General features: G+C 57.1%; 23 protein-coding genes. 14 read left to right on the plus strand and 9 right to left on the minus strand.

Features of this window, described 5'->3' with window-relative positions; genetic code table 11:
- Nucleotides 1–18: 18 nt before the first annotated feature.
- Nucleotides 19–1,242 carry a cytochrome P450 gene (locus tag ACR0NE_RS17795; protein ID WP_170595851.1) on the minus strand — a complete coding sequence of 408 codons (1,224 nt, stop codon included), beginning with the start codon at nucleotides 1,240–1,242 and terminating at the stop codon, nucleotides 19–21.
- A 92-nt stretch (nucleotides 1,243–1,334) separates the two neighbouring features.
- Between ACR0NE_RS17795 and ACR0NE_RS17800 the strand changes: the two genes are divergently transcribed.
- Nucleotides 1,335–1,682 carry a TfoX/Sxy family protein gene (locus ACR0NE_RS17800; protein ID WP_170595853.1) on the plus strand — a complete coding sequence of 116 codons (348 nt, stop codon included), beginning with the start codon at nucleotides 1,335–1,337 and terminating at the stop codon, nucleotides 1,680–1,682.
- Here the strand turns inward: ACR0NE_RS17800 and rpiB are convergent.
- The 3 genes from rpiB to ACR0NE_RS17815 all read right to left on the minus strand — a co-directional run bounded on the left by rpiB (nucleotide 1,679) and on the right by ACR0NE_RS17815 (nucleotide 3,976).
- On the minus strand, nucleotides 1,679–2,128 hold the full coding sequence (rpiB, locus tag ACR0NE_RS17805) for a ribose 5-phosphate isomerase B (protein WP_170405254.1): 450 nt from the start codon (nucleotides 2,126–2,128) through the stop codon (nucleotides 1,679–1,681). The two genes, ACR0NE_RS17800 and rpiB, sit on opposite strands and share 4 nt — an antisense overlap.
- Before the next feature lie 118 nt (nucleotides 2,129–2,246).
- Nucleotides 2,247–2,669, minus strand: a complete 423-nt coding sequence (gene ndk, locus ACR0NE_RS17810; protein ID WP_008757405.1) for a nucleoside-diphosphate kinase — start codon at nucleotides 2,667–2,669, stop codon at nucleotides 2,247–2,249.
- 104 nt (nucleotides 2,670–2,773) lie between these two features.
- The gene (locus ACR0NE_RS17815) at nucleotides 2,774–3,976 is read right to left on the minus strand and encodes a multidrug effflux MFS transporter (RefSeq protein WP_170595855.1); all 1,203 of its coding nucleotides are present in this window, start codon (nucleotides 3,974–3,976) and stop codon (nucleotides 2,774–2,776) included.
- A 105-nt stretch (nucleotides 3,977–4,081) separates the two neighbouring features.
- Between ACR0NE_RS17815 and ACR0NE_RS17820 the strand changes: the two genes are divergently transcribed.
- The 7 genes from ACR0NE_RS17820 (at nucleotide 4,082) to ACR0NE_RS17850 (ending at nucleotide 11,006) form a co-directional block, all read left to right on the plus strand.
- The gene (locus tag ACR0NE_RS17820; RefSeq protein ID WP_170595857.1) at nucleotides 4,082–5,935 is read left to right on the plus strand and encodes an ABC-F family ATP-binding cassette domain-containing protein; all 1,854 of its coding nucleotides are present in this window, start codon (nucleotides 4,082–4,084) and stop codon (nucleotides 5,933–5,935) included.
- Nucleotides 5,932–6,552: a MarC family protein gene (locus ACR0NE_RS17825; protein ID WP_170393323.1), complete on the plus strand. Its 621-nt coding sequence runs from the start codon at nucleotides 5,932–5,934 to the stop codon at nucleotides 6,550–6,552. Before ACR0NE_RS17820 ends, ACR0NE_RS17825 begins: the two co-directional genes overlap by 4 nt.
- Nucleotides 6,553–6,593: 41 nt before the next feature.
- Nucleotides 6,594–7,175: a TIGR02281 family clan AA aspartic protease gene (locus ACR0NE_RS17830; RefSeq protein WP_170405245.1), complete on the plus strand. Its 582-nt coding sequence runs from the start codon at nucleotides 6,594–6,596 to the stop codon at nucleotides 7,173–7,175.
- 49 nt (nucleotides 7,176–7,224) lie between these two features.
- Nucleotides 7,225–7,851, plus strand: coding sequence for a hypothetical protein (locus ACR0NE_RS17835; RefSeq protein ID WP_170595859.1), 627 nt, complete (start codon nucleotides 7,225–7,227; stop codon nucleotides 7,849–7,851).
- A gap of 43 nt (nucleotides 7,852–7,894) precedes the next feature.
- Complete coding sequence (locus tag ACR0NE_RS17840; protein ID WP_170510795.1) at nucleotides 7,895–9,109, plus strand: MFS transporter; 1,215 nt, start codon at nucleotides 7,895–7,897, stop codon at nucleotides 9,107–9,109.
- Nucleotides 9,106–9,702: a YceI family protein gene (locus ACR0NE_RS17845; protein WP_170405236.1), complete on the plus strand. Its 597-nt coding sequence runs from the start codon at nucleotides 9,106–9,108 to the stop codon at nucleotides 9,700–9,702. The genes ACR0NE_RS17840 and ACR0NE_RS17845 overlap by 4 nt, the downstream gene beginning before the upstream one ends.
- Before the next feature lie 80 nt (nucleotides 9,703–9,782).
- On the plus strand, nucleotides 9,783–11,006 hold the full coding sequence (locus tag ACR0NE_RS17850; protein ID WP_170393328.1) for an MFS transporter: 1,224 nt from the start codon (nucleotides 9,783–9,785) through the stop codon (nucleotides 11,004–11,006).
- 31 nt (nucleotides 11,007–11,037) lie between these two features.
- Here the strand turns inward: ACR0NE_RS17850 and ACR0NE_RS17855 are convergent, their stop codons facing one another.
- The 4 genes from ACR0NE_RS17855 to ACR0NE_RS17870 all read right to left on the minus strand — a co-directional run bounded on the left by ACR0NE_RS17855 (nucleotide 11,038) and on the right by ACR0NE_RS17870 (nucleotide 14,580).
- Nucleotides 11,038–12,711, minus strand: a complete 1,674-nt coding sequence (locus ACR0NE_RS17855; protein ID WP_170595861.1) for a flotillin domain-containing protein — start codon at nucleotides 12,709–12,711, stop codon at nucleotides 11,038–11,040.
- A gap of 35 nt (nucleotides 12,712–12,746) precedes the next feature.
- Entirely contained in the window at nucleotides 12,747–13,250 is a 504-nt protein-coding gene (locus tag ACR0NE_RS17860; RefSeq protein WP_480459377.1) for an OB-fold-containig protein, read from the minus strand.
- A gap of 5 nt (nucleotides 13,251–13,255) precedes the next feature.
- Nucleotides 13,256–13,462: a hypothetical protein gene (locus ACR0NE_RS17865; protein ID WP_480459379.1), complete on the minus strand. Its 207-nt coding sequence runs from the start codon at nucleotides 13,460–13,462 to the stop codon at nucleotides 13,256–13,258.
- Nucleotides 13,463–13,668: 206 nt separating this feature from the next.
- The gene (locus ACR0NE_RS17870; protein WP_170595863.1) at nucleotides 13,669–14,580 is read right to left on the minus strand and encodes a hypothetical protein; all 912 of its coding nucleotides are present in this window, start codon (nucleotides 14,578–14,580) and stop codon (nucleotides 13,669–13,671) included.
- A gap of 225 nt (nucleotides 14,581–14,805) precedes the next feature.
- On the opposite strand from ACR0NE_RS17870, the gene metG reads away from it, so the two are divergent.
- The 3 genes from metG to ACR0NE_RS17885 all read left to right on the plus strand — a co-directional run bounded on the left by metG (nucleotide 14,806) and on the right by ACR0NE_RS17885 (nucleotide 21,134).
- A complete protein-coding gene (gene metG / locus ACR0NE_RS17875) occupies nucleotides 14,806–16,524 on the plus strand; it encodes a methionine--tRNA ligase (RefSeq protein ID WP_170595865.1) in 1,719 nt (572 codons plus the stop codon).
- 291 nt (nucleotides 16,525–16,815) lie between these two features.
- Nucleotides 16,816–17,997 carry an efflux RND transporter periplasmic adaptor subunit gene (locus tag ACR0NE_RS17880; protein WP_170393332.1) on the plus strand — a complete coding sequence of 394 codons (1,182 nt, stop codon included), beginning with the start codon at nucleotides 16,816–16,818 and terminating at the stop codon, nucleotides 17,995–17,997.
- The gene (locus ACR0NE_RS17885; protein ID WP_170595867.1) at nucleotides 17,997–21,134 is read left to right on the plus strand and encodes an efflux RND transporter permease subunit; all 3,138 of its coding nucleotides are present in this window, start codon (nucleotides 17,997–17,999) and stop codon (nucleotides 21,132–21,134) included. Before ACR0NE_RS17880 ends, ACR0NE_RS17885 begins: the two co-directional genes overlap by 1 nt.
- 79 nt (nucleotides 21,135–21,213) lie before the next feature.
- On the opposite strand, the gene glpD is transcribed toward ACR0NE_RS17885, so the two are convergent.
- Nucleotides 21,214–22,791 carry a glycerol-3-phosphate dehydrogenase gene (gene glpD, locus ACR0NE_RS17890; protein ID WP_170595870.1) on the minus strand — a complete coding sequence of 526 codons (1,578 nt, stop codon included), beginning with the start codon at nucleotides 22,789–22,791 and terminating at the stop codon, nucleotides 21,214–21,216.
- 189 nt (nucleotides 22,792–22,980) lie between these two features.
- On the opposite strand from glpD, the gene ACR0NE_RS17895 reads away from it, so the two are divergent.
- The 3 genes from ACR0NE_RS17895 to ACR0NE_RS17905 all read left to right on the plus strand — a co-directional run bounded on the left by ACR0NE_RS17895 (nucleotide 22,981) and on the right by ACR0NE_RS17905 (nucleotide 25,358).
- Nucleotides 22,981–23,739: a DeoR/GlpR family DNA-binding transcription regulator gene (locus ACR0NE_RS17895; RefSeq protein ID WP_170510387.1), complete on the plus strand. Its 759-nt coding sequence runs from the start codon at nucleotides 22,981–22,983 to the stop codon at nucleotides 23,737–23,739.
- Nucleotides 23,740–23,828: 89 nt separating this feature from the next.
- Nucleotides 23,829–24,191 carry a DUF3302 domain-containing protein gene (locus tag ACR0NE_RS17900; RefSeq protein ID WP_170393336.1) on the plus strand — a complete coding sequence of 121 codons (363 nt, stop codon included), beginning with the start codon at nucleotides 23,829–23,831 and terminating at the stop codon, nucleotides 24,189–24,191.
- A gap of 21 nt (nucleotides 24,192–24,212) precedes the next feature.
- Nucleotides 24,213–25,358 carry an HlyD family secretion protein gene (locus ACR0NE_RS17905; protein WP_170595872.1) on the plus strand — a complete coding sequence of 382 codons (1,146 nt, stop codon included), beginning with the start codon at nucleotides 24,213–24,215 and terminating at the stop codon, nucleotides 25,356–25,358.
- Nucleotides 25,359–25,360: the final 2 nt, after the last annotated feature.

The raw sequence follows: 25,360 nt of genomic DNA on the forward strand, positions 1-25,360 counted from the left end.
ACTATAGCCTTGATAAAATTACATAACTGCAGGCAAGGAAGCGTATCCGTGAAAGCGAATGCGACCACCCTGCACCCGTTTTCCTTGAATCTGGTAATCGGGAAAACGATTCAACAACCGGCCCAATGCAACGCGACCTTCAAGACGCGCCAAGGTCAGGCCAACACAAACATGCGGCCCGCCCGCGAAGGCTAGGTGCCTGTTCGGTTTGCGTGTGATGTCAAACCGGGCCGGGTCGGCGAACACCTCGGGATCACGGTTCGCTGCCCCGATACAAAGATGCAGGTTCGTTCCCTTGGCGATCTGATGCCCTCGGATTTCAACATCTGCCGTAGTTTCCCGGTTGCCAAATTGGTTGGGCGACCGAAAGCGCAAGACCTCTTCAACCGCCGGAGCAATCAATTCGACATCTTCCAACAGCCTTTGGCGTTGTTCTGGATAGTCATGAAGCAGCGCCAGCCCATTGCCGATCAGATTGGTGGTCGTTTCGTGGCCCGCGTTCAGTATGAAGATGCAGTTTTGCAGAAGCTCAATCTCGCTCAGCATCTCATCCGCGCCTTCGCCACGGATCAGACGTGTCAGAACATCTGTTTCCGGATCTCCCGGTTTTGCGCGACGACGGGCAACAAGATCCTGAAGATAGGTTTTGAATTCGCGAACAGCAGTGTGGCCCTTTTCCAGCTGAGCTTCTGTCAAAGCGGGTTCCAAAGCACCAAGGATGGCCAACGACCAATCGCGCAGAGGCGCGCGTTCGTTCATCGGTACATCCAGCAGATTGCCGATGATCTGGATCGGAATGGTCGAAGCAAAATCCGCGATCAGGTCAACCTGCCCCCTGCCCGCCATATCATCCAGCAGCGTATCAACGGTTTCGATCAGACCCGGCTCCATCCGCGCGATTGCCCGGGGCGTCAGGGCTGAGGTCATGATCTTGCGCACACGCGCGTGCAAAGGCGGGTCGGAGAACACCAATGAAGTTGTATGATGTTCGAATAACGGCGAGCCAACACCGAATTTAGGGCCAAACGCCGCCTCCTTATCCGAGGAATAAAGCGTCGTGTTGCGATAAATGGCATCCAGATCCGCATGGCGCGACAACAACACGGAACCGTCCGGCTGTCGCAATACTGGCGCATGCTCAAGCAGTGCATCGTAAAAGGGGAACGGGTCGTTGACAAACCCCTCGTGCGGGTTCATCAGGTCCAGATTTTGCGCGACATTCTCTAGGCTTAGATCGTTCATTCTTGACCCCTCCAATGCTTGGGTAGCGGAAAGGGAAGCCGCAAACAACCTTGAGCGGGTGACAGGCCGCATCGGGCGGGATAAGACAAGGCATGTCTGATCCGATCTCCTCCATCCGCAATCTTGGCCCGGCATTCGAACAAGCCTGCGCACGAGCGGGCATTATGACAGCTCAGGAGTTGCGAGCGTTGGGAGCAGACGAGGCATATGCGCGCCTGTTACAGGCCGGAACGCGCCCTCATTTCATCGGCTATTATGTGCTGGTCATGGGCTTGCAAGGCCGCCCTTGGAACGACTGCAAGGGCGAGGAAAAGAAAGCCTTGCGCGAACGATTCGATGCGATCAAAGCCGGAGTCAGCATAGCGCCAAAGCATCAGATGATTGCCGATCTTGATGCTTTGGGCGTGCGAATTTCAGCCAAGGATTTGGCGGCAGACTAGGCTTCGAGCGCCCCGATCATATCGACCCGCGTTGCGTGGCGACCACCTTCGAATTCGGATGTCAGGAAAGCAGCCGTGATTTCCAGTGCTTGCTTTTCATCGATAATCCGCGCCCCCAGCGAGAGCATGTTTGCGTCATTGTGCTGACGGATCATCTGGGCCGAAAAGACATCACTGCAAACGCCACATCTGACGCCGTTGATTTTGTTCGCCGCCATCATGATACCCTGACCGGTGCCACACAAGATGATACCAAAGCGACAATCACCCGAAGCCACAAGGCGCGCTGCGGCAGCTCCGTGTTCGGGATAATGAGTGCTTTCCGATGTGGTCGGGCCGATATCTACGGCCTCCCAACCTTCGGCTTCAACGTAAGCAGAGATAGCCTGCCTGAGGTCGATTGCAGCGTGATCACTGGAAAGAACAATGCGTTTGTTTGTGCTCATGACGGCATTTCGCTCCTGTCAACAATAGCAATGCGGACAAACACTCTTGAGCCCTGCCCTCATAAGAAAGGCCGCACCCGATATGGGGTGCGGCCCAAAGCTAGGATCTGACGGCCGATTAGCCGACCAGTTCGATGCCCGAGAAGAAGTAGGCGATCTCAACCGCGGCAGTTTCCGGTGCGTCCGAACCGTGGACCGAGTTTTCGCCGACCGATTCAGCGAACTCGGCGCGGATGGTGCCAGGTGCTGCGTCTGCAGGGTTGGTTGCGCCCATGACTTCGCGGTTCTTTGCAATGGCACCTTCGCCTTCCAGAACCTGAACAACAACAGGGGCCGACGACATGAATTCGCACAGTTCGTCATAGAACGGACGCTCGGCGTGCACGTCATAGAACTTGCCAGCTTGGGCTTTGGTCATGTGGATGCGCTTTTGCGCGACGATGCGCAGGCCAGCTTCTTCGAACTTGGCATTGATCTTGCCAGTCAGGTTGCGGCGGGTTGCATCGGGTTTGATGATCGAGAATGTGCGTTCCAGTGCCATGTCGGCCTCTCCTTGACTTTAGGGCGCGACACCCGCGCCGAAATCCATCGCGCGCCGCCTAACATGGTATTTGCCTCATGAAAAGCGTTATGATCGTTTATCGCTCAGATCGCCTCAGGCAGTGGGTCGGTACGATCCAAACGACGGACATAGAGCACTGCTAAAAGACCAGCAAAGCTGCTGCCGCACATCATGCTCAGCACCAGATAAGGCCCGTTTTCGGGGCTTACGAACGTCCCGGTCATCATGGTCAAGACCGCCCCCAGCGCCACGATCAAAGCGCCTGATAAGCCGGCCGCGCTGCCAGCCAATTTCGGGCGTACCGACATCACCCCGGCCGAGGCATTTGCATTGGTAAGACCATTTCCGAAACCAACGCAGATGGCGGATCCAAAAAACACCCAGACCGAGCCCATATTGCCGATGAACAGCAGCAGCCCGCAAAATGGCCCAACCGAGGCCACGACCCGACCGAACAAGATCATTGTCGTCAGCTGGGTACGCTTTGCGATGCGCCCTGTAACAAAGTTGCCGACCATAAAACCGCCAGTAATGATCCCGATGCCCAGACCCAGCATTGCTGGGCTCAGATCGAACAAGGCTGCGGCGACCAGAGGCGCGCCGGTGATAAAACTAAAAAAACCGCCGATGGAGAACGCGGCGCATAAGGCGTAACCCCAGAACCTACGCGCGCGGAACAAATGCGGGTATTCCCGCATCTGCGCCGCGAAAGTCGACGAGCGGTTGGTGTTGGTTTCACCCATGTCAGCCCAAAGCAGCAACAGCACCCCTGCCCCAAGCAGCGAATACAGCACGAACCCGGCCCGCCAACCAAAAAGCATATCCAGCGCGCCACCTAGCATTGGCCCAAGCATCGGTGCCAGTGCCATGGCCATTGCGACATAGCCCAGCTTGCTCGCGGCCTCGTTTGGTGGATATCGGTCGCGGATCGAAGCACTCGACAGCACCGGCCCGGCCACCACCGCCGCCTGAATCAACCGAAACGAAAGGAAAACCCAGATTGACTCGGCTAAGACGCATCCAATTGAAGCGGCGACAAATATGACCATCGCGATCAACAAGACAGGTCTTCGCCCGTAGCGATCCGACAGCGGCCCGACGATCAACTGCAAGACCGCCGAGACAAATAGGTATCCTGCGACGGCCACGTTCATCAGGCCATAATCCACGCCGAAATCTTCGCTCATATGCGCCAGCGACGGCAGGAACATGTTCAGTGTCAGAACCGAGAGCGCCGTTGCAAAGATCAGCGTTATCAGGGTCGGAGGAGATTGAGCCGCACGCATATCGAAACCGTTTGGAAGACGAACCGGAACAGCGCTAACACATTGCTTCTGGCTTGAACATGGTGACCTCTGGCGGCGTCTTGGATGCTCTGATAAGAGCGCCTCATGCTACGGATCGAGAACATCACATACGCCGTTGAAGGCCGTCCTCTGTTCGACGGGGCCAGTGCGACCATTCCCGATGGCCACAAGGTCGGCCTTGTCGGGCGCAATGGTACCGGGAAAACGACGCTCTTTCGGTTGATCCGGGGCGAGCTGTCGCTTGAATCAGGCAATATATCCCTGCCAAAACGCGCGCGGATCGGCGGTGTGGCGCAAGAGGTGCCATCCTCGGATGTCTCGCTGATCAACACGGTTCTGGCCGCGGATGTGGAACGCAGCACATTGATGGCCGAAGCAGACAGCGCAATAGATCCGGACCGCATTGCTGAAATCCAGACACGGCTGGCTGATATTGATGCTTGGTCGGCTGAGGCTCGGGCAGCCTCGATCCTCAAAGGACTGGGCTTTGACGATGAGGATCAGCTGAAACCCTGTTCGGATTTCTCGGGCGGATGGCGCATGAGGGTAGCGCTGGCGGCCGTACTGTTTTCGCAGCCTGACCTGTTGCTGTTGGACGAACCGACCAACTATCTGGACCTTGAAGGTGCGTTGTGGCTTGAAAGCTATCTGGCCAAATACCCTCACACCGTCATCATCATCAGCCACGACCGGGGGTTGTTGAACCGCGCCGTGGGATCAATTCTGCATCTCGAAGACCGCAAGCTGACTTATTACGCGGTTCCCTACGACAAGTTTGCCGAACGTCGCGCTGAACGTCTGGCACAAGCGGAGTCGGAAAACGCCAAGGCCAAGGCCCGCATCGCACATCTGCAAAGTTTCGTGGATCGTTTCCGCTATAAGGCGTCAAAGGCCGTACAGGCCCAGTCTCGTTTGAAGATGATCGAGCGCATCCAACTGGTTTCAACTCCGCAAGAGGCGGCTTTGCGCGCCTTTTCATTCCCCGAGCCAGAAGAGCTGTCGCCACCGATCATTCAGCTTGAAGGAGGCGTGACCGGTTATGGTGAGACCGAGGTTCTGCGACGACTGAACCTGCGTATTGATCAGGATGATCGCATCGCTCTGCTAGGCAAGAATGGTCAGGGCAAGTCGACCCTTTCGAAACTGCTATCTGACCGCCTACCCCTGATGGCGGGTAAAATGACCCGAAGCTCCAAGCTGCGCATCGGCTATTTCGCGCAGCATCAAGTAGATGAGCTGCATGTTGACGAAACACCATTGGATCACCTGCGCCGCCTACGCCCCAATGAGGCGCCCGGCAAGTGGCGCTCGCGTCTGGCGGGGTTCGGATTGAACGCGGATCAGGCGGAAACGCTGGTCGGTCGCCTGTCGGGCGGACAAAAGGCGCGCTTGTCGCTACTGATCGCCACCATCGACGCGCCGCATATGCTGATCCTCGACGAACCGACGAACCATCTGGACATCGAAAGCCGCGAAGCGCTGGTCGAAGCGCTGACTGCCTATTCCGGCGCGGTCATCTTGGTCAGCCACGACATGCACCTACTGTCGCTTGTCGCTGATCGGCTATGGCTGGTCTCGGATGGCACCGTGAAGCCATTCGATGGCGATCTTGAGGCCTATCGCGCTCTTTTGCTGGCCCGCGAGAAACCGGTCAAAGATAAACTACAGGCGCCCAAACCCAAACGTGCGTCACGCGAGACCGTATTGGCGCTGCGTGCGGATCTGCGCAAATGCGAAGACCGGGTCGAGAAACTGACCAATATGCACGACAAGCTTTCTGCCAAGCTGGCGGATCCTGCGCTTTATGAAGATGACCGGATCAACGATCTGGAAACCTGGAACCGCAAATTCGCCGAGGTGGTCGAAGCCATGCAAAAGGCTGAAGCCCTATGGGTCGCCGCCGCAGAACGGTTGGAACAGGCAGAGAGCGCAGCATGATCGACATGGCCTTTTTCATAACGGCTTTCACCACGATGTTTGTGGTGATCGACCCTTTCGGAACCACGCCAATTTTCGTTGCCTTGACGCAGGACATGGATGCGGCCACACGCCGTAAGATTGCCATTCGCAGCTGCCTGACCGCGGTTTTCATCCTGATCGCCTTTGCCGCTTTTGGTGAAGCGGTTCTTGGATTCGTCGGCATCTCGATGGAAGCCTTCCGCGTTGCAGGTGGCGCGCTTTTGTTTCTGACTGCGCTGGACATGCTGTTCGACCGCCGTACCAAACGCCGCGAGGACCGCGCCGAGGAAGAAGATCATTCTGACCCTTCGGTTTTCCCCCTGGCCATACCCCTGATCGCGGGCCCTGGATCGATCGCAACAATCATTCTTTTGGCCGGACAAAACCCGGGCGTCCCTGGGATCGCAGCGGCCTGCGCTGTTATGCTTGCCGTCATGTTGGTTGTATTTGTGTTCTTTCTGGCCGGCGGCATGATCGCCCGTATTCTTGGTAAGACCGGGCTGAACGTGCTGACACGGCTGCTGGGTATGCTGCTGGCTGCACTGTCGGTTCAGTTCATTCTTGATGGCCTCAAAGCCTTTGGTTTCGCCTCGTGAAACACCATATTGGTATGAGAAAACTGATTTCGGGTGATTGAATGGACGGCTACGATATTGGGCGCTTGACCTATCTGGTTCTGCTGGGTGCGGCCCTGTTGATGTGGTTTATCACTCAGAACCGTCAGTCTTTGGGCAAAACCATGCAGCAGGTCGCGGCTTGGGTGTTTATCTTTATCGGTGTCATTGCCGTTGTCGGATTGTGGGATGACATCCGTTCAACCGTCAGCCCGACCCCGCAACTGACTGTGACCGATCAGCGGATTGAAGTGCCCCGCTCTTATGATGGACACTACTATTTACCAATGCTGGTGAATGGCACAGCGGTGACCTTTCTGGTCGATACCGGGGCCAGCAATATCGTCATCAGCCCGAAAGATGCCGAACGAATTGGAATCGATACGGATCAATTGAACTATCTCGGTCGCGCCTCGACGGCCAATGGCATTGTGCGTACAGCGCCGGTTCGGCTGGACAGCCTGTCTTTGGGCCCCATCACCGATCGCGATATCCTGGCCTCAGTCAATGAAGGCGATCTGGGTCAATCCTTGCTAGGGATGGCGTATCTGCACCGTTTTTCGAACATCCAGTTCGCAGATGGGCGTCTAATCCTGTCGCGTTGACCGCATTCCTCAATTGAGAACAAAATGAGAACATGCTAATTTGATCAGCATGTCCACCAATTTTCTTGGCCGCAAGCCCGCGCGCACCCCACCCGGGGTGGCCCTGCACCCACAGATCAGTCTGCAACTGGCCCGTGTACACGAAGCCTGCGGCCCTGCCCGGCGTAGCTTTGCTCTGTGGGTGGCGGGGCAGACTCAAGGGCCAGTGATGTGGATTGCCCCGGCTTGGGAGGTGGCGCAGCTGCATCCCGAGGGCATGCTGCCTTTTGCCGATCCGTCCCGGTTTCTGCTGATCCACCCTGACAAACCTGAAGACCTGTTGTGGTGCATGGAAGAAGCCTTGCGCAGCGGTGCCGCCCCGTTGGTCATTGGCGATTTGCCCGGCCCGCCGGGTCTGACCCCGGTCCGGCGGATGCATCTGGCTGCCGAACAGGGCGGCATATCGGGACAGGCTCCGCTGGGGCTATTGCTGACGCCTGACGATGGTGGCGCACAGGGGATTGAGACGCGCTGGCATATGGTGCCCACCTATCGGGACGAGGCCTGCAGTTGGTGTCTGACCCGCCGCCGCGCCCGCGCCCTGCCCCCGGCCAGTTGGCACGTGACGCGGGCCGCTCCTCATTCCGGACTGCAGCTAAAGCAGATCAAATCCGAAGACGCCCCGATGATCACATAACTTGTGACTGGCCAAAACCGGACTTGCCCCCTAGCGTGCCGGCATGACACACCCGATCCATGACAGCCGATATTCGTGGCTTCGCCTGCTGATCACCCTGGCCATCGCAACCGTGGTCAATGTGGGCATGTGGGCTGTGATCGTCGTCATGCCCGCCATCGAGGCCGAGTTTGGCGCGGACCGAGCCGCAGCGTCGATGCCCTATACGCTCGCCATGATCGGCTTTGCCTTCGGCAACATGTGGCTGGGCAAGCTGGTGGACCGACTGGGCGTGACAATGGCGTTGATCGGCGCCGCTGTGCTGAGTGCGGTAAGCTATCTGCTGGCAACCCTTGCGCCGAATATCGCGCTGCTGTCGGTTGCGCATCTTCTGCTGGGGCTCGGTACGTCAATCGGATTTGGACCACTGATCGCCGATATCTCGCATTGGTTCATGCGCAGGCGAGGGATTGCTGTGGCACTGGTGGCCAGTGGCAACTACCTGTCTGGCGCGATATGGCCCACGCTGCTGTCGGGCATTCTGCAGCGCGACGGGTGGCAGCAGGTTTATCTGAGTCTCGCCGTCATCACCCTGGTCGCCGTCATTCCTCTGTCCCTGCTTTTGCGCAGACAGGTCCCCGTCGAGGCGCACGGCACGGCAGCAGCGGCAGCACAGGTCAAAGCACAAAGCGTCGGCTTTTCACCCCGCGCCCTGCAGTACATCCTTGGGTTGGCTGGTATCGGCTGCTGCGTGGCCATGTCGATGCCCCAGGTCCATATTGTCTCCTATTGTGTGGGCTTGGGCTATGGCCCGGCCGTTGGGGCCGAGATGCTGTCTCTGATGCTGTTGGGCGGCGTGGTTAGCCGCATCATCTCGGGGCTTGTCGCGGACCGGTTGGGAGGGCTTTCAACACTGCTGATTGGCTCGGTCCTGCAATGTATCGCTCTGTTCCTGTTTCTCCCTTATGATGGGATGGTTTCGCTTTATGTCGTCAGCATGCTATTCGGGCTGGCCCAGGGTGGTATCGTCCCCAGCTACGCGCTGATTGTACGTGAATATATGCCCCCGCAAGAGGCCGGTGCGCGCGTGGGTTTTGTCATGATGATGACTATCCTCGGCATGGCTCTGGGTGGTTGGATGTCGGGCTGGATCTATGACGTGACTGGCAGTTATCAGCTTGCTTTCATCAATGGCATCCTTTGGAACGGGCTGAACATCGCAATCGTGCTGATGCTCATGAAACGCTCGCGCCCGCGCGGTCGCACGGCGATGGCATGAGGAACCTTACCCGACGCAGCCTGATTGCAAGCCTTTGCGCGTTACCAATGGCACGGGCAGCGATGGCCGCCCTCACCCCATATGCGCTGGCAGCATCGCGCAGTTCCGTTGGCTTCACCTATGATTTGTCCGGCGCGCTTCAGACGGGCACGATGCCAGTACAGTCGGCCCAAATTCTGATTGATACCAATCGCTTGCAAAACAGCCGGGTCGATGTCGTGCTGGACGTGGCCCGGGCGCGGACGAACCTACCATTTGCCCGAGGTCCGATGTTGGGAAAAAGTGTGTTGAACGCTGCCCAATACCCCACCATCCGTTTCATCACGACCAAGATTCAGTTGGGACCCACTGGCCGTATCTCTGAAGGTGCAACCGTGACCGGCGATCTCACAGTGCGCGGTATCACGCGTCCGGTGACTTTGAGCGCCAACCTGTATCGAAGACCGGGAAGCGCGGTGGATGATTTGGACACCCTGTCCATCCGGCTAGAGGGGGCGATCAATCGAAATGAGTTTGGCGCGTCTGGATATCCTGATCTTGTACAACCCACGATCGGCCTGGACATCCACGCCGAAATCATCCGGCAGGATTAACCACAAAAAGGCAAAAAACGACGTCAGGGCGTCGATTAGGCGCGCGCATTTCGTGGCGACAAGGTCAAGTTGCACCTATCATGCGTACGATCATTTCATTTGCCGCCCTCTTTCTTTCGGTCATTCTGCTGCAGCTCTCAACGGGTGGTGTTGGTCCGTTGGATGCAATCTCGGGGCTGACGCTTGATTTTTCGACCGAACAGATCGGTCTGCTGGGGTCATCGCACTTTATTGGGTTCTTTGTTGGTTGCTGGTGGGCTCCGCGGCTTATGGGCAGTGTCGGGCACTCGCGCGCATTTGCGGTCTGCACCGCTTTGGGCGCGATGGGGTTGCTGGGGCATACGCTGACTGAAAACCCTTATGTCTGGGCCGCGCTGCGTATCGCGTCGGGCACCTGTGTGGCCGGGTGTTACACCGTGATCGAGGCTTGGCTTAACGCCAAGGTCACCAACGAAACCCGTGGGCGCGCGATGGGTACGTATCGTATCGCCGATATGGGGGCCTCGCTTTGTGCACAGCTTATCATTGCTGTTCTGCCACCCGCCTCTTACGTTTCATACAACCTGCTAGCGATCCTGTGCTGTGCATCGATCTTGCCGCTGGCCCTAACTCGCGCCAGCCAACCCAAGACACCGGACACCCCGCGCCTGCGCCCCAAGCTGGCCTGGCACAGCTCACCACTGGCTGTGGCGGGCGTTATCGTGGCTGCGCTCAGTTCGGCATCATTGCGCATGGTCGGCCCGGTATACGGTCAGGAGGTCGGACTGGGCGTAGATCAGATTGCATTCTTTCTGGCCTCTTTCGTTCTGGGCGGCGCACTGGCCCAGTACCCCTTGGGTTGGCTCGCAGACAAGTATGATCGACGCTGGGTGCTGATCTGGCTATCCGTGGCAGCGGTGCTAAGCTGCGGTGTCACGATGTTGGCTAGCGGAACTGGAACGGTCGGCGTTATGCTGGCCGCCGGGTTCTTTGGCCTGACCACGTTTCCGATTTTCTCGGTTTCCTCGGCGCATGCGAATGATTTTGCCACGACCGAACAACGCGTTGAATTGGCAGCGGCCTTGATGTTCTGGTACGCGCTGGGGGCGATTGCATCGCCCTACATCTCATCCACGTTGATCCAGCAATTCGGCCCTGGAGCCCTGTTTGCTTTTGTTGCATTGGGTCATGTGTTTCTTATTGTTTTTGGCCTCGCCCGTATGCGCTCGCGCCCGACGCCCGAGAAACGGACGAATTATGTCTATGCTCCGCGCACATCCTTTACCATCGGCAGGCTGCTCAAGGGTTCTCGCGAAAAGCAATGAAAAAGGGCCGGGAAATCCCGACCCTTCTGTTTTACTGCTGGACCGCTGGCCCATGGCCCTCGACCACGTCGACCACCTCATCTGGATCCACGGTGCTCTCAAGCGCACCGTTCACCACGCCCCCGACGCCGTTCTCCATGGACAAGCCAAGCTCTTCGCCCAGTTTCTTGAGCGCTGGCATCTGCACGGCCATTCCCATGATCGAATCCAACGCCTGATTGACAACCGGCTTTTCACCGCTTGAAACACCACCACCATTGGCAGCTCCGATCCCACCAACCTGATGGATTTTGATCGAGTCGATTTTTTCGGCCGGTTTGACCATTTCCGAGATGATCGAGGGCATGGTTTCAATGCGGGTCAAGTCGACCTTCATCCGGATCTGCTCAGGTGACAGGGCATTGTCGGCCTCTACGATCGCACGCTTACCTTCCGCCTCGGCCAGCATGTCGTTCTTCTTGGCCTCGGCGCGAATGTTCAACGCGTCTGCTTCGGCCTGCGCTTCCTCGCGGCGGGCTTCGGCGCGATCTGCGGCGGCCTCTTTCTCGGCCTGCGCTGACAAACGGATCGCGGTGGCCTGACGTTCGGCCTCACGGGTGGCTTCAATCAGAACAATCTGCTTCTGGCGCTCGGCCTCGGCCACTTCGCGCGCCGTAGCCACGGCTTCGGTTGCTTTGGTCGCCTCGGCTCGAGCCAGATCGGCGGATGCGCGCGCGCGGCTTTCCTCTTCGGATTTCTGCGCGATGATGATCTGGCGTTCCTGTTCCGCGACTTCGATCTCACGCTCTTTGGCGATCTCGGCATCGCGGATCTTGCGCTCGCGCTCAATCTCGGCGGAACGAATGGCCTCTTCACGGGCAATCCGGGCGCGTTCGGTTTCGCGTACCGAGTCTTCAGTTCGCGCAGCGATCTCCGCCTCTTGCGCCACACGAAGAGTTTCCACCTTCTGCGCCTGCTCGATGCGCGCCTGCTGTTCGTCCTGTTCGATCAGCAACTTCTGACGCTCCGCTTCCATCGCCGCACGACGCACCTCAACCTCGGCCTCGGCGTCGATCTGCGCGCGTTCTTTCTTGGATATGGCAATCACCTCGGCCAGCTTGCGCATACCCACGGCGTTAAAGGCGTTGTTCTCGTCCAGCGCTTCAAACGGCGTCTGGTCGAGCGCAGTCAGCGAGACGGATTCCAGCGACAAACCGTTCTTCAGCAAGTCTTCGGACACCGCATTCTGCACCTCTTGCACAAAGTCGGCGCGGTTTTCATGAAGACCATCCATGGTCATCTGAGCGGCCACGGCACGCAGACCGTCGATCAGCTTGCCTTCGATCATCTCACGCAGTTGCTCGACGTCAAAGGTGCGATCACCCAGCGTTTGCGCGGCGCGTGCGATGCCCTCTTCAGTCGCCATCACCGAGACGTAGAATTCGACACCCACGTCGACACGCATCCGGTCTTTGGTGATGAGCGCGGCCTCACCGCTGCGCTGCACCTCAAGGCGCAGAGTCTTCATGTTGACCGGGCTGACTTCGTGCAGCAACGGTACGATGATGACGCCGCCATCCATGATGACCTTTTTGCCACCCGCGCCGGTTTTCACCAGGCTGATCTCGCGCGTGGCGCGTCGATAAAGGCGGCCAAGTACAAGGCCTATGAACAAGAGTACGGCTAAAATAGTCACAACTGTAACGGCCAGGAATGATAGTTCCATGCAATATCCTCCGGATTGGGGTTAAGATTTTTTGGTTAAACTGACATGCGAACCAGAACGAACCGGTCGCGCCGTCGATCACGCAGAACAAGGACTTCTGTTCCCTGCTCCAGCGCATCTTTGTCCTGCAACGGCTCTGCGCGCAGGTAGTGCGTGTTGCCAAAGCGATCCATGACGCGGACTTCGGCTGGACGGCCTCGCGATGCGATACCCTGAGTGATCACGCCACGGCGGCGGGCCAGCATCCGTTCCGACATCGCTTCGGTTTCGGTTTTGGGCAGGAGGCGAGCGAAGACACCACCAAAGCCACGTGCGAACCATAGGCCGAATACTCCGGCCGGAATCGCGGCCAACCATGCAGGTAAGTCAAAGCCCAGCAGATCACGCAGCGCCAGTTGCAGGCCTATGCCACTCAGGCCGAAACCAGCCAGCAGCACAACGAGCCAGATCATGAATGGCATCTTGCCAATGCCCAACCAGCCAAACGGGCCGACGGGCGTAGCCGCAGGCACATCGGTTTCAATTTCGGCCAGTTCCAAGTCACTCAGATCGATGTCGGCGCGATATCCAGATCAAAGTCGACGACGTCCAGATCGGGCGCGTCGACCATGTCCAGATCAACCTCGCCCTCGCCTGCCAGAAGACTTCCCCCGAAAACCAATGCGATCAGTTCAAGGCCCAGAAGACCGAACAGAAGCGCAAGCGCCAAGGTAAAGGGCACAAATGCGCCCTCTAGTAAAAAGTCAAACATCAGCAGATTGCCCTCGTTATTGTATACTTTTGTATACATTTTAAATGGGAAGTCATTGCTACAATTTCAAGAGGTTGTGATTCTGTGTTTCAACCTGAGGTTATTTACATCCAAATGTCAGGTACAATCTGCAACCATGACATTAAGCTCAATTTCTTTCGCCCGTGCGAAACGTATCACCTGTTCACACCTGCTGGAGTAATTCTCTAATCGGTGGGCTTTGGCGGTGGTGCCGGGATCATTTCATCCAGGATCGATCCCGCCTCATATCCCAGCAGGTCAACCCGCATCCGTTCAGGGTCCCCGAACACCCATGCACCAACATGCCTCTGCATTCGAACGTATCCGGCATATCCGGCCAACGCGTCGTTCCCGTGTGCGTTCTCAGCGAACAGAACCTGCCCGGCAGCAACCTTTTCCGGCATCACGCGCTGTAGGTACAGTAGCACGACATTGACGTCTTTGACGCTGGAGCCGCCGTGATGCACCACATACATCTTGGCCCACTCCTCTTCGCTTATGGCTGCGCGTGCATCGGACACGGCGGTATGAAGTGCGTTCAACTCCGCACGTGCAGATTTCTCCATATTCTCTGCCCAGATGGGCCGCATGTCGTTGATCACCTGCGAAACCGTTTCACGTGTGATCTGATCCTTGTCGAGTGCACCTTGAGCAAATGCCCGGGCTGTTTCGAGCATTTTGCGCTGGCTCGCCAAGTCGTCCTTGGCTATGTCCAGTTCGTCCAATGCCGCAAGAAATACATCTATCTCATTGATGATAATTGCAAACTCCGCCTTCCAGCGCTCATCATCGGTATTTTCATCAGGCCATGGAGTCACCGCCCCGATCAATCCCAACACAACATGCGACGTGGACTTCAGATGTTGATAGGTTGGCGCATCCCTTGGATAGCTCGCCTCTCCGTCTTCGGTCATGACTGTGACATCACGTGCGATAATCATGACGGGCCGGGTTTCAGCCGTCAGCGCATCCTGGCCACGGTGAAAGATCGAGAGCATAGCGTGGTCAAAAGCATGCACCGGATCATATGTGGCGCTCTGGTCGGCGATGGCGCTGGCGGTAAATACAATAGCTGCAACGGCGGCACAGCAGCCCATCCATAAACTCTGCAAAATGAAATTCCCCCTAAGCTGGGTTCTCCTGATCATCATACACCATTGGTACGCACGGTGCGAAATCGCTGACGAACGCGACACAAACTCGCGGGAATGCACGAAGTCGCGTAGTAATACCCGTTAAATTCAAGCGGGTATGAATGCGGGCTTTTGCTTACTGGCCACATAAGGTAGACGGGCGCGCAGACAGATACGTGGAAGCGCATTATGGCCCGAATTCTCATCACCTCGGCGATCCCTTACATCAACGGGATCAAACATCTCGGCAACCTGATCGGCTCGCAATTGCCTGCCGATCTGTACGCTCGCTATCAGCGCGGCCGGGGCAACGAGGTCATGTTCCTGTGTGCAACCGACGAGCACGGCACCCCGGCCGAGCTGGCCGCCGCCAAAGCGGGCAAACCTGTGGCTGAATATTGCGCTGACATGTACGCAGTACAGGCCGATATCGCCAAGCGCTTTGGCCTGAGCTTTGATCACTTTGGCCGCTCGTCCAGCGATCAGAACCGTAAACTGACCCAGCATTTCGCTGGCAAACTGGATGAGGCCGGGCTGATCCGGGAAGTCAGCGAAAAGCAGGTTTATTCCAACGCCGATGGCCGTTTTCTGCCCGACCGCTATATCGAAGGCACCTGCCCCAATTGCGGCTATGATCGCGCACGCGGCGACCAGTGCGAGAATTGCACCAAACAACTGGACCCGACCGACCTGATTGAGCCCCGCAGCGCGATCAGCGGCTCGACCGATCTTGAGGTGCGTGAGACCAAGCACCTGTATTTGCGTCAATCCGCAATGAAAGATCAGTTGGACGCGTGGATCGACAGCAAGACAGACTGGCCGATCCTGACAACCTCGATCGCCAAGAAATGGTTACATGATGGCGACGGCCTGCAGGATCGCGGCATTACCCGCGATCTGGATTGGGGTGTACCAGTCAAGAAAGGTGATCAAGATTGGCCCGGCATGGAAGGCAAAGTCTTCTATGTCTGGTTCGATGCCCCCATTGAATACATCGCCTGCGCCAAGGAATGGGCCGACGCCAATGGTAAGTCTGATGCCGATTGGGAACGTTGGTGGCGCACCGACAAAGGCGCAGAAGATGTGCGTTACGTTCAGTTCATGGGCAAGGACAATGTGCCCTTCCACACCCTGTCTTTCCCGGCCACCATTCTGGGATCGGGCGAGCCCTGGAAGATGGTCGACCACCTGAAATCATTCAACTACCTGAACTATGACGGTGGCCAATTCTCGACCTCACAGGGCCGTGGAGTGTTCATGGATCAGGCGCTGGACATTCTGCCCGCCGACTACTGGCGCTGGTGGCTGTTGAGCCATACGCCAGAAAGCAGCGACAGCGAGTTCACATGGGAGAACTTCCAGCAGTCGGTGAACAAAGATCTTGCGGATGTTCTGGGTAACTTTGTCAGCCGGATCACTAAGTTCTGCCGCTCGAAATTCGGTGAAGCAGTGCCCGAAGGTGGTGCGTATGGCGAACGTGAACAGACCCTGATTGCTGAGCTTACTAGACGAGTACGTGCCTACGAAGGCCACATGGAAGCGATGGAAGTGCGCAAATCCGCGCAAGAGCTGCGAGCGATCTGGGTCGCGGGCAACGAGTATCTGCAGGCTGCCGCACCATGGTCTACCTTTAAGGAAGATCCTGCACAGGCTGCGGCGCAGGTGCGGCTGGGGCTGAACCTGATCCGCCTCTATGCAGTTCTGAGCGCGCCGTTCATTCCCGATGCGTCTGCAAAAATGCTTAGTGCGATGAACACACTCGATACCAGCTGGCCCGAAGATATCGATGCCGCGCTGCGCGCCCTGCCCGCTGGCCATGAATTTTCGGTTCCCGACGTGCTGTTTGCCAAAATCACGGACGAACAGCGCGAAGACTGGCAGAATCGGTTTGCGGGAACGCGTGAATAACAACAAAATTCGATTTATGAATGCCGCAGCGGAGCCCTGAAGCCTCTCCGCTGCTGGTTTTTGGCAGAGAAAATTCGCCCGCCCCCTTTGTCATCGGGCAGGTAAACGCCTGCGGATGCAGGCTAAGTCTGCAGACTGGAAAGAAATTTCGGGTCGATTCTTGCCAACGCACTACCTCAACACGCTTGAGAAACTGCGTCAAACCCGCCATCCTGCCTATAAAATCAATCGACTCATCCGGGGGTTTCTGTTGCCCGGTTGTGCAATCTTTACTTTGAACGAGGCGCCAACATGTCCCTTGCATTTAAGAAGCCAGCACTCCGCCCACGCGGCTATTTCAGGGCACTCGGCGTTTCTGCCGCTTTGTTTGCATGTTCCAGCCTGCCCCAGATAGCGGTCGCGCAGGATCAGGGCGATGCCCCTGCGCCCAAGGTGTCGATCGCCGCAGCTTATACTGAAGAGATCACCGATCAGGCCACCTTCATTGGACGGGCCGAGGCAATCGACAAGGTCGATATCATCGCGCGCGTCAGTGGTTTCCTGGACAGCCAGAACGTCGACGATGGCTCTCCGGTGAATGAGGATGACCTGCTGTTCACGATCGAACCGGATCTTTACGAAGCCACGCTGGAGGCACGTAAAGCCGATCTGGATCGGGCGCAGGCAAACCTTGAACTGGCCAAAGTCGATCTCGCCCGCAAGGAAGAGCTGTACAAGCGCGACGCTACACCGGAATCAGAACGTGACATTGCCCGAGCCAATGAACTGGTCGCCGAGGCCGAGGTCAAAGCCGCCAATGCAGCGATCCAACAGGCCGAGCTTGATCTGAGCTACACACAGATCCACGCCCCGTTTTCGGGCCGCATCGGCCGCGTGGAAACCAGTGTCGGTGATGTTGTGGGCCCCAACAATCCGCCGCTTGTCACCCTGGTCAGCGAAGCCCCCATCTATGTGAATTTTTCGTTGAATGAAAAGCAGTTCACGTCGGTTCTTGAACAATTTGGTGAAGACCCGGCCACGCTAGCTGAAAGCAGCCAAAGCCCGAATGTTCATGTGACTCTGCCGAATGGTACTGAGCTGGATGAAACCGGCGAAATCATTTTTGTCGACAACCGCATTGATCCACTGACCGGCGCCATTACGATCACGGCTCAATTCGACAATGCCAAGCGTCTGCTCGTTGATGGTGCCTTCGTGAACGTTCAGATCGAAGCGCTTGAGCCGACGCTGCAGGTATTGATCCCTCAAGCAGCGCTGCAGCGTGATCAGCGCGGCGAATTCGTTCTGGTCGTCAATGACAAGCAGATGGTTGAACAGCGCTACATCACAACCGGAGATACCGTGGACTCGGCGATTATCGTCACAGATGGCCTGCGCGAAGGCGAAAGCGTCATCGTCGAAGGCCTGCAACGCGTGCGCCCCGGCGTCGCCGTTGATGCAGTCGTCGCGTCCGAGCAGCCGGAGAATAACTGATGTTCTCAGCCCTGTTTATCAGCCGGCCCAAGCTGGCGCTTGTCATTTCGCTGGTCCTGACCATTTTGGGCGGGATCGGTTATCTGGTTCTGCCGGTTGCGCAGTTTCCCGATATCACGCCGCCGGTGGTCAGCGTAACGGCCACCTATACAGGTGCAAATGCCGAAACCGTGGAAAACACCGTCGCCGCCCCGATCGAGGCGCAGGTCAACGGTGTGGACGACATGATCTACATGACGTCGACCTCATCGGATAACGGCTCGTATTCGTTGAACGTTACGTTCGAGGTGGGCACCGACCCCGATATCGCCTCGGTCAACGTACAGAACCGTGTGGCACAGGCGATGGCATCGCTGCCGTCCGAAGTGACTTCATCCGGTGTTGTCACGCAAAAAGCGTCAACCAACATGTTGTTGCTGGTCACGCTGACCTCGCCCAATGGCACATATGACAGTGTGTTCCTGTCGAACTATGCCTCAATCAACTTGAAAGACGCTCTGGCGCGGGTTCAGGGCGTGGGTAAAGCGGATGTTCTGACCAATCTGGAATACGCCATGCGGATCTGGATGGATCCGGACAAGATGGCCGCGCTGTCAATCACTCCGGGTGATGTGATCAATGCCATCCGCGAACAGAATATCGAAGTCTCTGCGGGCTCAATCGGGTCGCCTCCTGTGCCTGAAGGACAAACCTTTCAGTACACGATCAAGACCAAAGGCCGCCTGACCTCGGCCGATGAATTCGGAGATATTGTAATCCGTACAGGCGAAGCCGGTGCGATTGTGCGCGTCAAAGACATTGCGCGGGTTGAATTGGGGGCGCAGTTCTATTCCGCCTCGGGCTATTTCGAAAGCGTTCCTGCGACCGTTATCGGCATCTATCAGGCCCCCGGCGCAAACGCCCTTGCGGTGTCCGAACGTGTTGAGGCCGAACTTGAGCGCCTGTCACGATCCTTTCCCACGGATGTCGAATACGATGTTCCATTCAATACGACGGATTTCGTGGAACAGTCGCTCAATGACGTGGTCTCGACCCTCATCCTGACATTCATATTGGTGATCACAGTTGTGTTCATCTTCCTTGGCAGTTGGCGGGCGACGATCATTCCGGCGGTGGCAATTCCGGTCTCATTGATCGGGACATTTGCCTTCCTGCTGGCTTTTGGCATGTCGCTGAACACGATCTCGCTGTTCGCATTGGTGCTGGCCATCGGGATCGTTGTAGATGACGCCATCGTTGTGGTGGAAAACGTTGAGCGTATCATCGCCGACGAAGGCCTTTCCCCTGCCGAGGCGACCCGCAAGGCCATGGGTCAGATCACCGGCCCCGTGATCGCAACCACGTTGGTACTGCTGGCCGTGTTCGTGCCGGTGACGTTCATGCCCGGCATATCCGGGCGATTGTATTCGCAGTTTGCCGTCACGATCTCGACCGCTGTTGTGATCTCGTCGATCAACGCTCTGACGCTTTCACCGGCCCTTTGCGGGCTGGTGCTGCGGGCGCGTTCAGGACCGCCCAAGGGGCTGCTGGCCGTGTTCGAGGGATTTATCGGCGGAATGCGCAGCGGCTATGTCGCCATCGTGCGAAAGCTACTGATCCTGCCGGTCATTTCGCTGGGGATCATTGCAGCATTCGCAGCGGGTACTGGGACCATTATGGGCAACACGTCCAAAGGGTTCATTCCGCTGGAAGACAACGGATATCTGTTCGTCGATATCCAGCTTCCCGATGCGGCGACGCTTGAACGGACCGAGGCGGTTTCTGCGCGGATCGATGAACAGATTCAACAGATCTCCGGCGTATCCAGTACCGTTCTGGTCAATGGGTTCTCGCTGTTGAACGGGACCACTACCAATGGCGCAGCCATCTTTGTCAACCTGACCAACTGGGAAGAGCGGCAGGAACCCGAGCTCAGTGCGGATGCGATCCTGAACCAGGTTCTGGCGATTGCATATGGTGAGTCTGCCGCATCGATTGTTGCGTTCAACCCGCCACCCATTCAGGGCCTTGGTATGTCTGCAGGGGTTGAAATGGAAGTGCAGCAGACCGGTGGCGGCTCGCCGCAGGATCTGGCCTCGGCCGTTGGGTCGTATGTCTATGCCGCAAACCAGCGTCCTGAGATCGCGCAGGCCTACACCACCTTCCGCGCGAACGTGCCGCAATTGTTTGTCGATCTGGATCGGGAAAAGGCCAAAACCCTGCAAGTCTCGGTGGCCGAGATTTTCCAGACCATGCAGGCGCAGCTTGGCTCGTATTACGTGAATGACTTCAACCTGTTTGGTCGTGTCTATCGCGTAATGATCCAGGCCGAAGGGTCATACCGGAATAAGGTCGATGATATCTCAGAGCTTTATGCACGTTCCACCAAAGGTGAGATGGTACCGCTTGGCACGCTGATCGATATCGAGAACGTGCTGGGTCCGGTCCTGCTAAAGCGGCATAACCTGTTCCGCTCGGCCACTGTAACAGCGGTTCCGGCACCGGGGCTCTCGACCGGGGACGCCATCAATGTCATGACCGAGGAGTCGGCGACCGCCCTGCCCCCCGGCTATGCCTATGAATGGACCGGAACGGCGCAGCAGCAGCTGGCCTCGGGCGGCCTGGTCGTGGTGATCCTTGGGTTGGCGATCCTGTTTGGGTACCTGTTCCTTGTCGGCCAATATGAAAGTTGGACGATGCCCGTTTCGATCCTAATGTCGGTGACCGTGGCCTTGTTCGGTGCCGTCGCAGCGGTGGCAATCGTTGGCAGCGACATCAACCTCTACACGCAGATCGGGATGATCATGCTTGTCGGGCTTGCGTCAAAGAACGGGATTCTGATCGTCGAATTCGCGATGGAGCAAAGGGCCAAGGGGCTGTCAATCAAGGAGGCCGCGGCCGAAGCCGCATATCAGCGTTTCCGCGCTGTGATGATGACCGCCCTGTCCTTCCTTTTGGGCGTGGTTCCCCTGCTGGCCGCGAACGGGGCCGGAGCTGCCAGCCAGAAGGCCATCGGCGTTGCCGTGTTCGGCGGTATGCTGGCAGCCACTCTGTTCGGGGTCATTCTGGTTCCCGTCCTGTACGCTGTGATGCAGAGCCTGCGCGAATGGGTCAAAGGCAGCAAGAACGACCCGGAACCGTCAGAAGAAGCCGCGTAAGACCCGCATTGAAATCGAAATACGCCCCGCACATCTGCGGGGCGTTTCTTTTTTTTGCACGGATCAACCGATCCGCGCGCTAGTCAGTTAACCGTTTGGCCATCCAGTCGTCTATCCGGCCGATCTGCTCGAGGCTGAGCCTTAGACCCAGCTTATTGCGCCGCCACACGACATCCTGAGCGGTGCGCGCGTATTCCTTGTCCATCAGCCAAACCAGTTCGGCCTCGGTCAACGTCGCGCCAAAATCGTCACCCAGATCGCTCTGATCTTTTGCCGGACCCAGAAGGTCCCAGGTCTCGGTGCCATAGGCCCGGATCAATCGACGGGCCCAAAAATCGGTCAGGAACGGGTACTCCGCTATCAGTTCCCCGATCAAATCCTGCACGCCGTCGACCGGAAAATCCCCGCCGGGCAATGGGACGCCTGCGGTCCATGGTCCGCCAAGATCCGGGAAATGCTCTCCAATCTTCTCCAGCGCGCTTTCCGCGAGGCGTCTGTAGGTGGTGATTTTACCACCAAAGACATTCAACACCGGAGCCCCGCTCTCGGCATCAACTTTCAGCGTGTAATCGCGGGTAGCCGCCGTGGCACTGCTTGCGCCGTCATCATATAGCGGACGGACGCCTGAATAGGTCCAGACAATATCTTCACGGGTAACGGGCTTCGCGAAGTATTTCGATGCGAAAGCGCACAGATACTCCTGCTCGGCCTCCGTACAAATCGGAGGCTCGGAGAGGTCAGAATGATCCTGATCCGTGGTTCCGATCAAGGTAAAATCCTGCTCGTACGGGATCGCAAAGATTATGCGCCCGTCTTCGCCCTGACAGAAATAGCACTTGTCATGGTCAAACAGCTTGGGTGTCACGATATGGCTGCCACGCACCAGACGGACGCCTTCTCGGGAATTGACCCGGATCTTGGTCTGGATGATGTCACCTACCCAAGGTCCGCCCGCATTGATCAACATCTTCGCAAGGACGGTTTCTGTCTTGCCGCTATCCCGATCCCGGATCGTAACCTGCCACAGTTCATCGATCCGCTCAGCCGAAAGAACCTCGGTCCTGACCATGATCTTGGCACCACGTGCCTCGGCGTCACGGGCGTTCAAAACCACCAGCCGCGAATCCTCGACCCAGCAGTCCGAGTATTCATAGGCGGTTTCAAATTTGTCTTGCAGCGGACCCCCCTCGGGTGTCGCGCGCAGGTTCAGCGAACGTGTACCCGGCAGGATTTTGCGACCGCCCAGATTGTCATACAAAAACAGGCCAAGCCGTATTAGCCAGGCAGGACGACGCCCGCGCATCCATGGCATCACCGTACTGAGCAACCGTGAGGTCGGCGTTTCAGAGTCAAAACGCATATCGGCGTGATAGGGCAGCACGAAACGCATGGGCCAACTGATATGGGGCATAGCGCGCAGTAAGGTCTCGCGTTCGACCAGCGCTTCACGCACCAAACGAAATTCAAAAAATTCCAGGTACCGTAGCCCGCCATGAAACAGTTTGGTCGAGGCTGACGACGTCGCCGAGGCCAGATCGTTCATTTCAGCCAAGGTGACCGATAGGCCCCGACCTGCCGCATCACGTGCGATACCGCACCCATTTATACCCCCGCCGATCACAAAAAGATCGGTAACTTGGCTGCTGTCCGATGACATATCCAATTGATTCCCCAACGTGGCAGTTTCAAGCGCATTAGCAGCATGATGGTTCGTATCGTCAACTTTATTTTTCGATAATGTTCGCTTTTGCTGAAACAACGAATATTAATAAATGCAACTAACGAATTCCCTTGCTTAACCGCAAAATTAGAACAAAAACGAAAACTCCGGAACTCAGGACCGCCCATGTCACTATCATTTCGCCAATCGGACATTCTTTTAGTCGCCGAGCAAGAGGGCCGCGTTACTGTCGAAGGGCTGGCCGAGCGTTTTCACGTGACGGTCCAGACCATTCGCCGTGACCTGACTGAACTGTCAGAAGCTGGTAAGTTGGATCGGGTTCACGGGGGTGCCGTTCTGCGTTCTGGCGTTTCTAATATTGGATACGAAGACCGGCGCGCCCTGAACCATGAAGCCAAGACACGCATCGCTGAACGCTGCGCGGCCGACATCCCCGAGGGCAGCTCGATCTTTATGAACATAGGCACCTCGACCGAGGCCGTTGCCCGCCAATTGCTGAAACACAAAAACCTAATGGTCGTGACCAACAATATGAACGTCGCCAATATCCTGGCCGATAACCCCGATTGCCAGATCGTCGTTGCAGGCGGTGTGCTGCGCAGATCAGATAGTGGGTTGGTCGGGAATCTTGCGGTCTCGACCATCCGCCAGTTCAAATTCGATCACGCGATTATCGGCTGTTCCGCATTGGATGCGGATGGGGATCTAATGGATTTCGATCTCCAAGAAGTACTGGTCAGTCAAACTATCATTGAACAAGCCCGGCAGATCAGCCTAGTAGCGGATGCTTCAAAGTTTCAGCGCACCGCGCCCGCACGCATCGCCTCATTATCCGATGTTGATATGGTTTATACCGATCTACCGCTACCCGGCGACCTCCATCAGAAGTGCATAGACTGGAACACCAAAATTATTGAATGCTGATGCATCCTTCCGATCAGCCAGAAAGTGATTGATTAGCTGGACAACAGCGCCCGAGGATGGAACAGTTTCCAACAACAGGAGGCGCGAGCATGGGACTTTTGGGGCAGCCGCTGGGCTACTATGACTATCTGACATTTGTGGCACTTATCTTGCTGCTGGCAGCGGTGATGGCGTTGTTTCTATTCATAATGGGCTTGCCCGGACGTATCGCGATCAAACGCAATCACCCCCATGCCGAAGCGGTCAAGATCATGGGATGGATGGGATTTTTGGCGATTGTCCCTTGGGTGCATGCCTTTATCTGGGCGTTTCACGACGGCGTCACCGTCGACATGCGCCGCGGCCCTGATGAAGAACGCAAGGCCATAAGGGATGAAATCAAGCGTCTGGGCGGTACAGTCAAACCGGAATACCAGGACCCACTTGATACCGACGAAACAAAGCAAGCCTAAGGCCAAAGGAATTCAGCACTCATGTTCGTCGCCCTAGGCATCACGCTTTTCTACATTATTTTTGTCTGGTTCATCTTCTTCAAGGTGCAATGGCTGAAATTCAACATCATGTGGGGGATCGTCTCATTCTGGGTCGGCGCTCATCTGCTGCTGATCTTTTTGGTCGCGCTGCGCTTCTTTCAGCCCTTTTCCGTCGACAGCCACGTCGTGCGCTCCACCATCCAGATCGTCCCGCGTCTGACTCAGCCCACAATCCTGTCCGAGGTTTTGGTCGAGCCCAACACCTGGGTCACTAAGGGCGATCCGCTGTATAAGTTCGACGAGACGGTGTTTTCGCTGGCCGTGGACAAGGCGAATGCACAGCTGGTGGCGGCGCAGCAAAACGCAAAGATCCTTGAACAGGACGTTATCGCGGCGGGAGAAGCAGTCGAACGCGCGAACGCGCAGCTGGCCTATGCGCTGACCGAACAAGCGCGATACGAAAACCTCGTTCCCGCTGGGGGCGCCCGCCAGGATGAACTAGACCGCTGGAACGAACAGGTCGCGGAAGATCAGGCGAAGATTAAGGAAGCTCAGGCCAATCTTGAAAAGGCCAACCTTGCGCTGGATTCGCAGATCGACGGCGTGAATACCGGCATTATTGAGGCTGAGGCGCAGCTGGCCGAGGCCGAGTATTTTCTTGAGAACACCACCATCTACGCCCCCGAAAATGGCATGATCGTATCGCAACAGGCACGCCCCGGTATGGTTGTGGGGGAAATTCGTCTGGGTGCCATTGCCAGCTTTGTCACCGAAGAAGACCCCTATATTCTGGCCACATTCCGCCAGCAGAACCTGAAATTCGTCGAGGTCGGCCAACCGGTTGAAGTCGCGCTGGACCTCTATCCCGGTGAGATTCTTACCGGCAAAGTCGAAGCCGTCTGGTGGGCCACTCGTCAGGGCCAATACCTGCCCTCAGGCCGCCTGCCCGGCTTTGAGCTGCCAAAACTGCCCGGTCGGATCGCTGTTCAGATCTCGGTCGATGTGCCTGAGGGGCATACTTTTCCTGCAGGTGGCCACGCTGCGGTGGCGATTTACACCGGCATGGGAAAAAGCTTTGAGTTTCTGAGGCGCATCAACATTCGCCTCTATTCCTTCGCCAACTTCATCCGGCCACTGGATATCTGAGG

The organism is Ruegeria sp. C9 (assembly GCF_056537585.1).

Coding starts and splice junctions, on each gene's coding strand:
- ACR0NE_RS17795 (WP_170595851.1), bottom strand. CDS start 1,242: ATGAACGATCTAAGCCTAGAGAATGTCGCGCAAAATCTGGACCTGATG.
- ACR0NE_RS17800 (WP_170595853.1), top strand. CDS start 1,335: ATGTCTGATCCGATCTCCTCCATCCGCAATCTTGGCCCGGCATTCGAA.
- rpiB (WP_170405254.1), bottom strand. CDS start 2,128: ATGAGCACAAACAAACGCATTGTTCTTTCCAGTGATCACGCTGCAATC.
- ndk (WP_008757405.1), bottom strand. CDS start 2,669: ATGGCACTGGAACGCACATTCTCGATCATCAAACCCGATGCAACCCGC.
- ACR0NE_RS17815 (WP_170595855.1), bottom strand. CDS start 3,976: ATGCGTGCGGCTCAATCTCCTCCGACCCTGATAACGCTGATCTTTGCA.
- ACR0NE_RS17820 (WP_170595857.1), top strand. CDS start 4,082: ATGCTACGGATCGAGAACATCACATACGCCGTTGAAGGCCGTCCTCTG.
- ACR0NE_RS17825 (WP_170393323.1), top strand. CDS start 5,932: ATGATCGACATGGCCTTTTTCATAACGGCTTTCACCACGATGTTTGTG.
- ACR0NE_RS17830 (WP_170405245.1), top strand. CDS start 6,594: ATGGACGGCTACGATATTGGGCGCTTGACCTATCTGGTTCTGCTGGGT.
- ACR0NE_RS17835 (WP_170595859.1), top strand. CDS start 7,225: ATGTCCACCAATTTTCTTGGCCGCAAGCCCGCGCGCACCCCACCCGGG.
- ACR0NE_RS17840 (WP_170510795.1), top strand. CDS start 7,895: ATGACACACCCGATCCATGACAGCCGATATTCGTGGCTTCGCCTGCTG.
- ACR0NE_RS17845 (WP_170405236.1), top strand. CDS start 9,106: ATGAGGAACCTTACCCGACGCAGCCTGATTGCAAGCCTTTGCGCGTTA.
- ACR0NE_RS17850 (WP_170393328.1), top strand. CDS start 9,783: ATGCGTACGATCATTTCATTTGCCGCCCTCTTTCTTTCGGTCATTCTG.
- ACR0NE_RS17855 (WP_170595861.1), bottom strand. CDS start 12,711: ATGGAACTATCATTCCTGGCCGTTACAGTTGTGACTATTTTAGCCGTA.
- ACR0NE_RS17865 (WP_480459379.1), bottom strand. CDS start 13,462: ATGTTTGACTTTTTACTAGAGGGCGCATTTGTGCCCTTTACCTTGGCG.
- ACR0NE_RS17870 (WP_170595863.1), bottom strand. CDS start 14,580: ATGGGCTGCTGTGCCGCCGTTGCAGCTATTGTATTTACCGCCAGCGCC.
- metG (WP_170595865.1), top strand. CDS start 14,806: ATGGCCCGAATTCTCATCACCTCGGCGATCCCTTACATCAACGGGATC.
- ACR0NE_RS17880 (WP_170393332.1), top strand. CDS start 16,816: ATGTCCCTTGCATTTAAGAAGCCAGCACTCCGCCCACGCGGCTATTTC.
- ACR0NE_RS17885 (WP_170595867.1), top strand. CDS start 17,997: ATGTTCTCAGCCCTGTTTATCAGCCGGCCCAAGCTGGCGCTTGTCATT.
- glpD (WP_170595870.1), bottom strand. CDS start 22,791: ATGTCATCGGACAGCAGCCAAGTTACCGATCTTTTTGTGATCGGCGGG.
- ACR0NE_RS17895 (WP_170510387.1), top strand. CDS start 22,981: ATGTCACTATCATTTCGCCAATCGGACATTCTTTTAGTCGCCGAGCAA.
- ACR0NE_RS17900 (WP_170393336.1), top strand. CDS start 23,829: ATGGGACTTTTGGGGCAGCCGCTGGGCTACTATGACTATCTGACATTT.
- ACR0NE_RS17905 (WP_170595872.1), top strand. CDS start 24,213: ATGTTCGTCGCCCTAGGCATCACGCTTTTCTACATTATTTTTGTCTGG.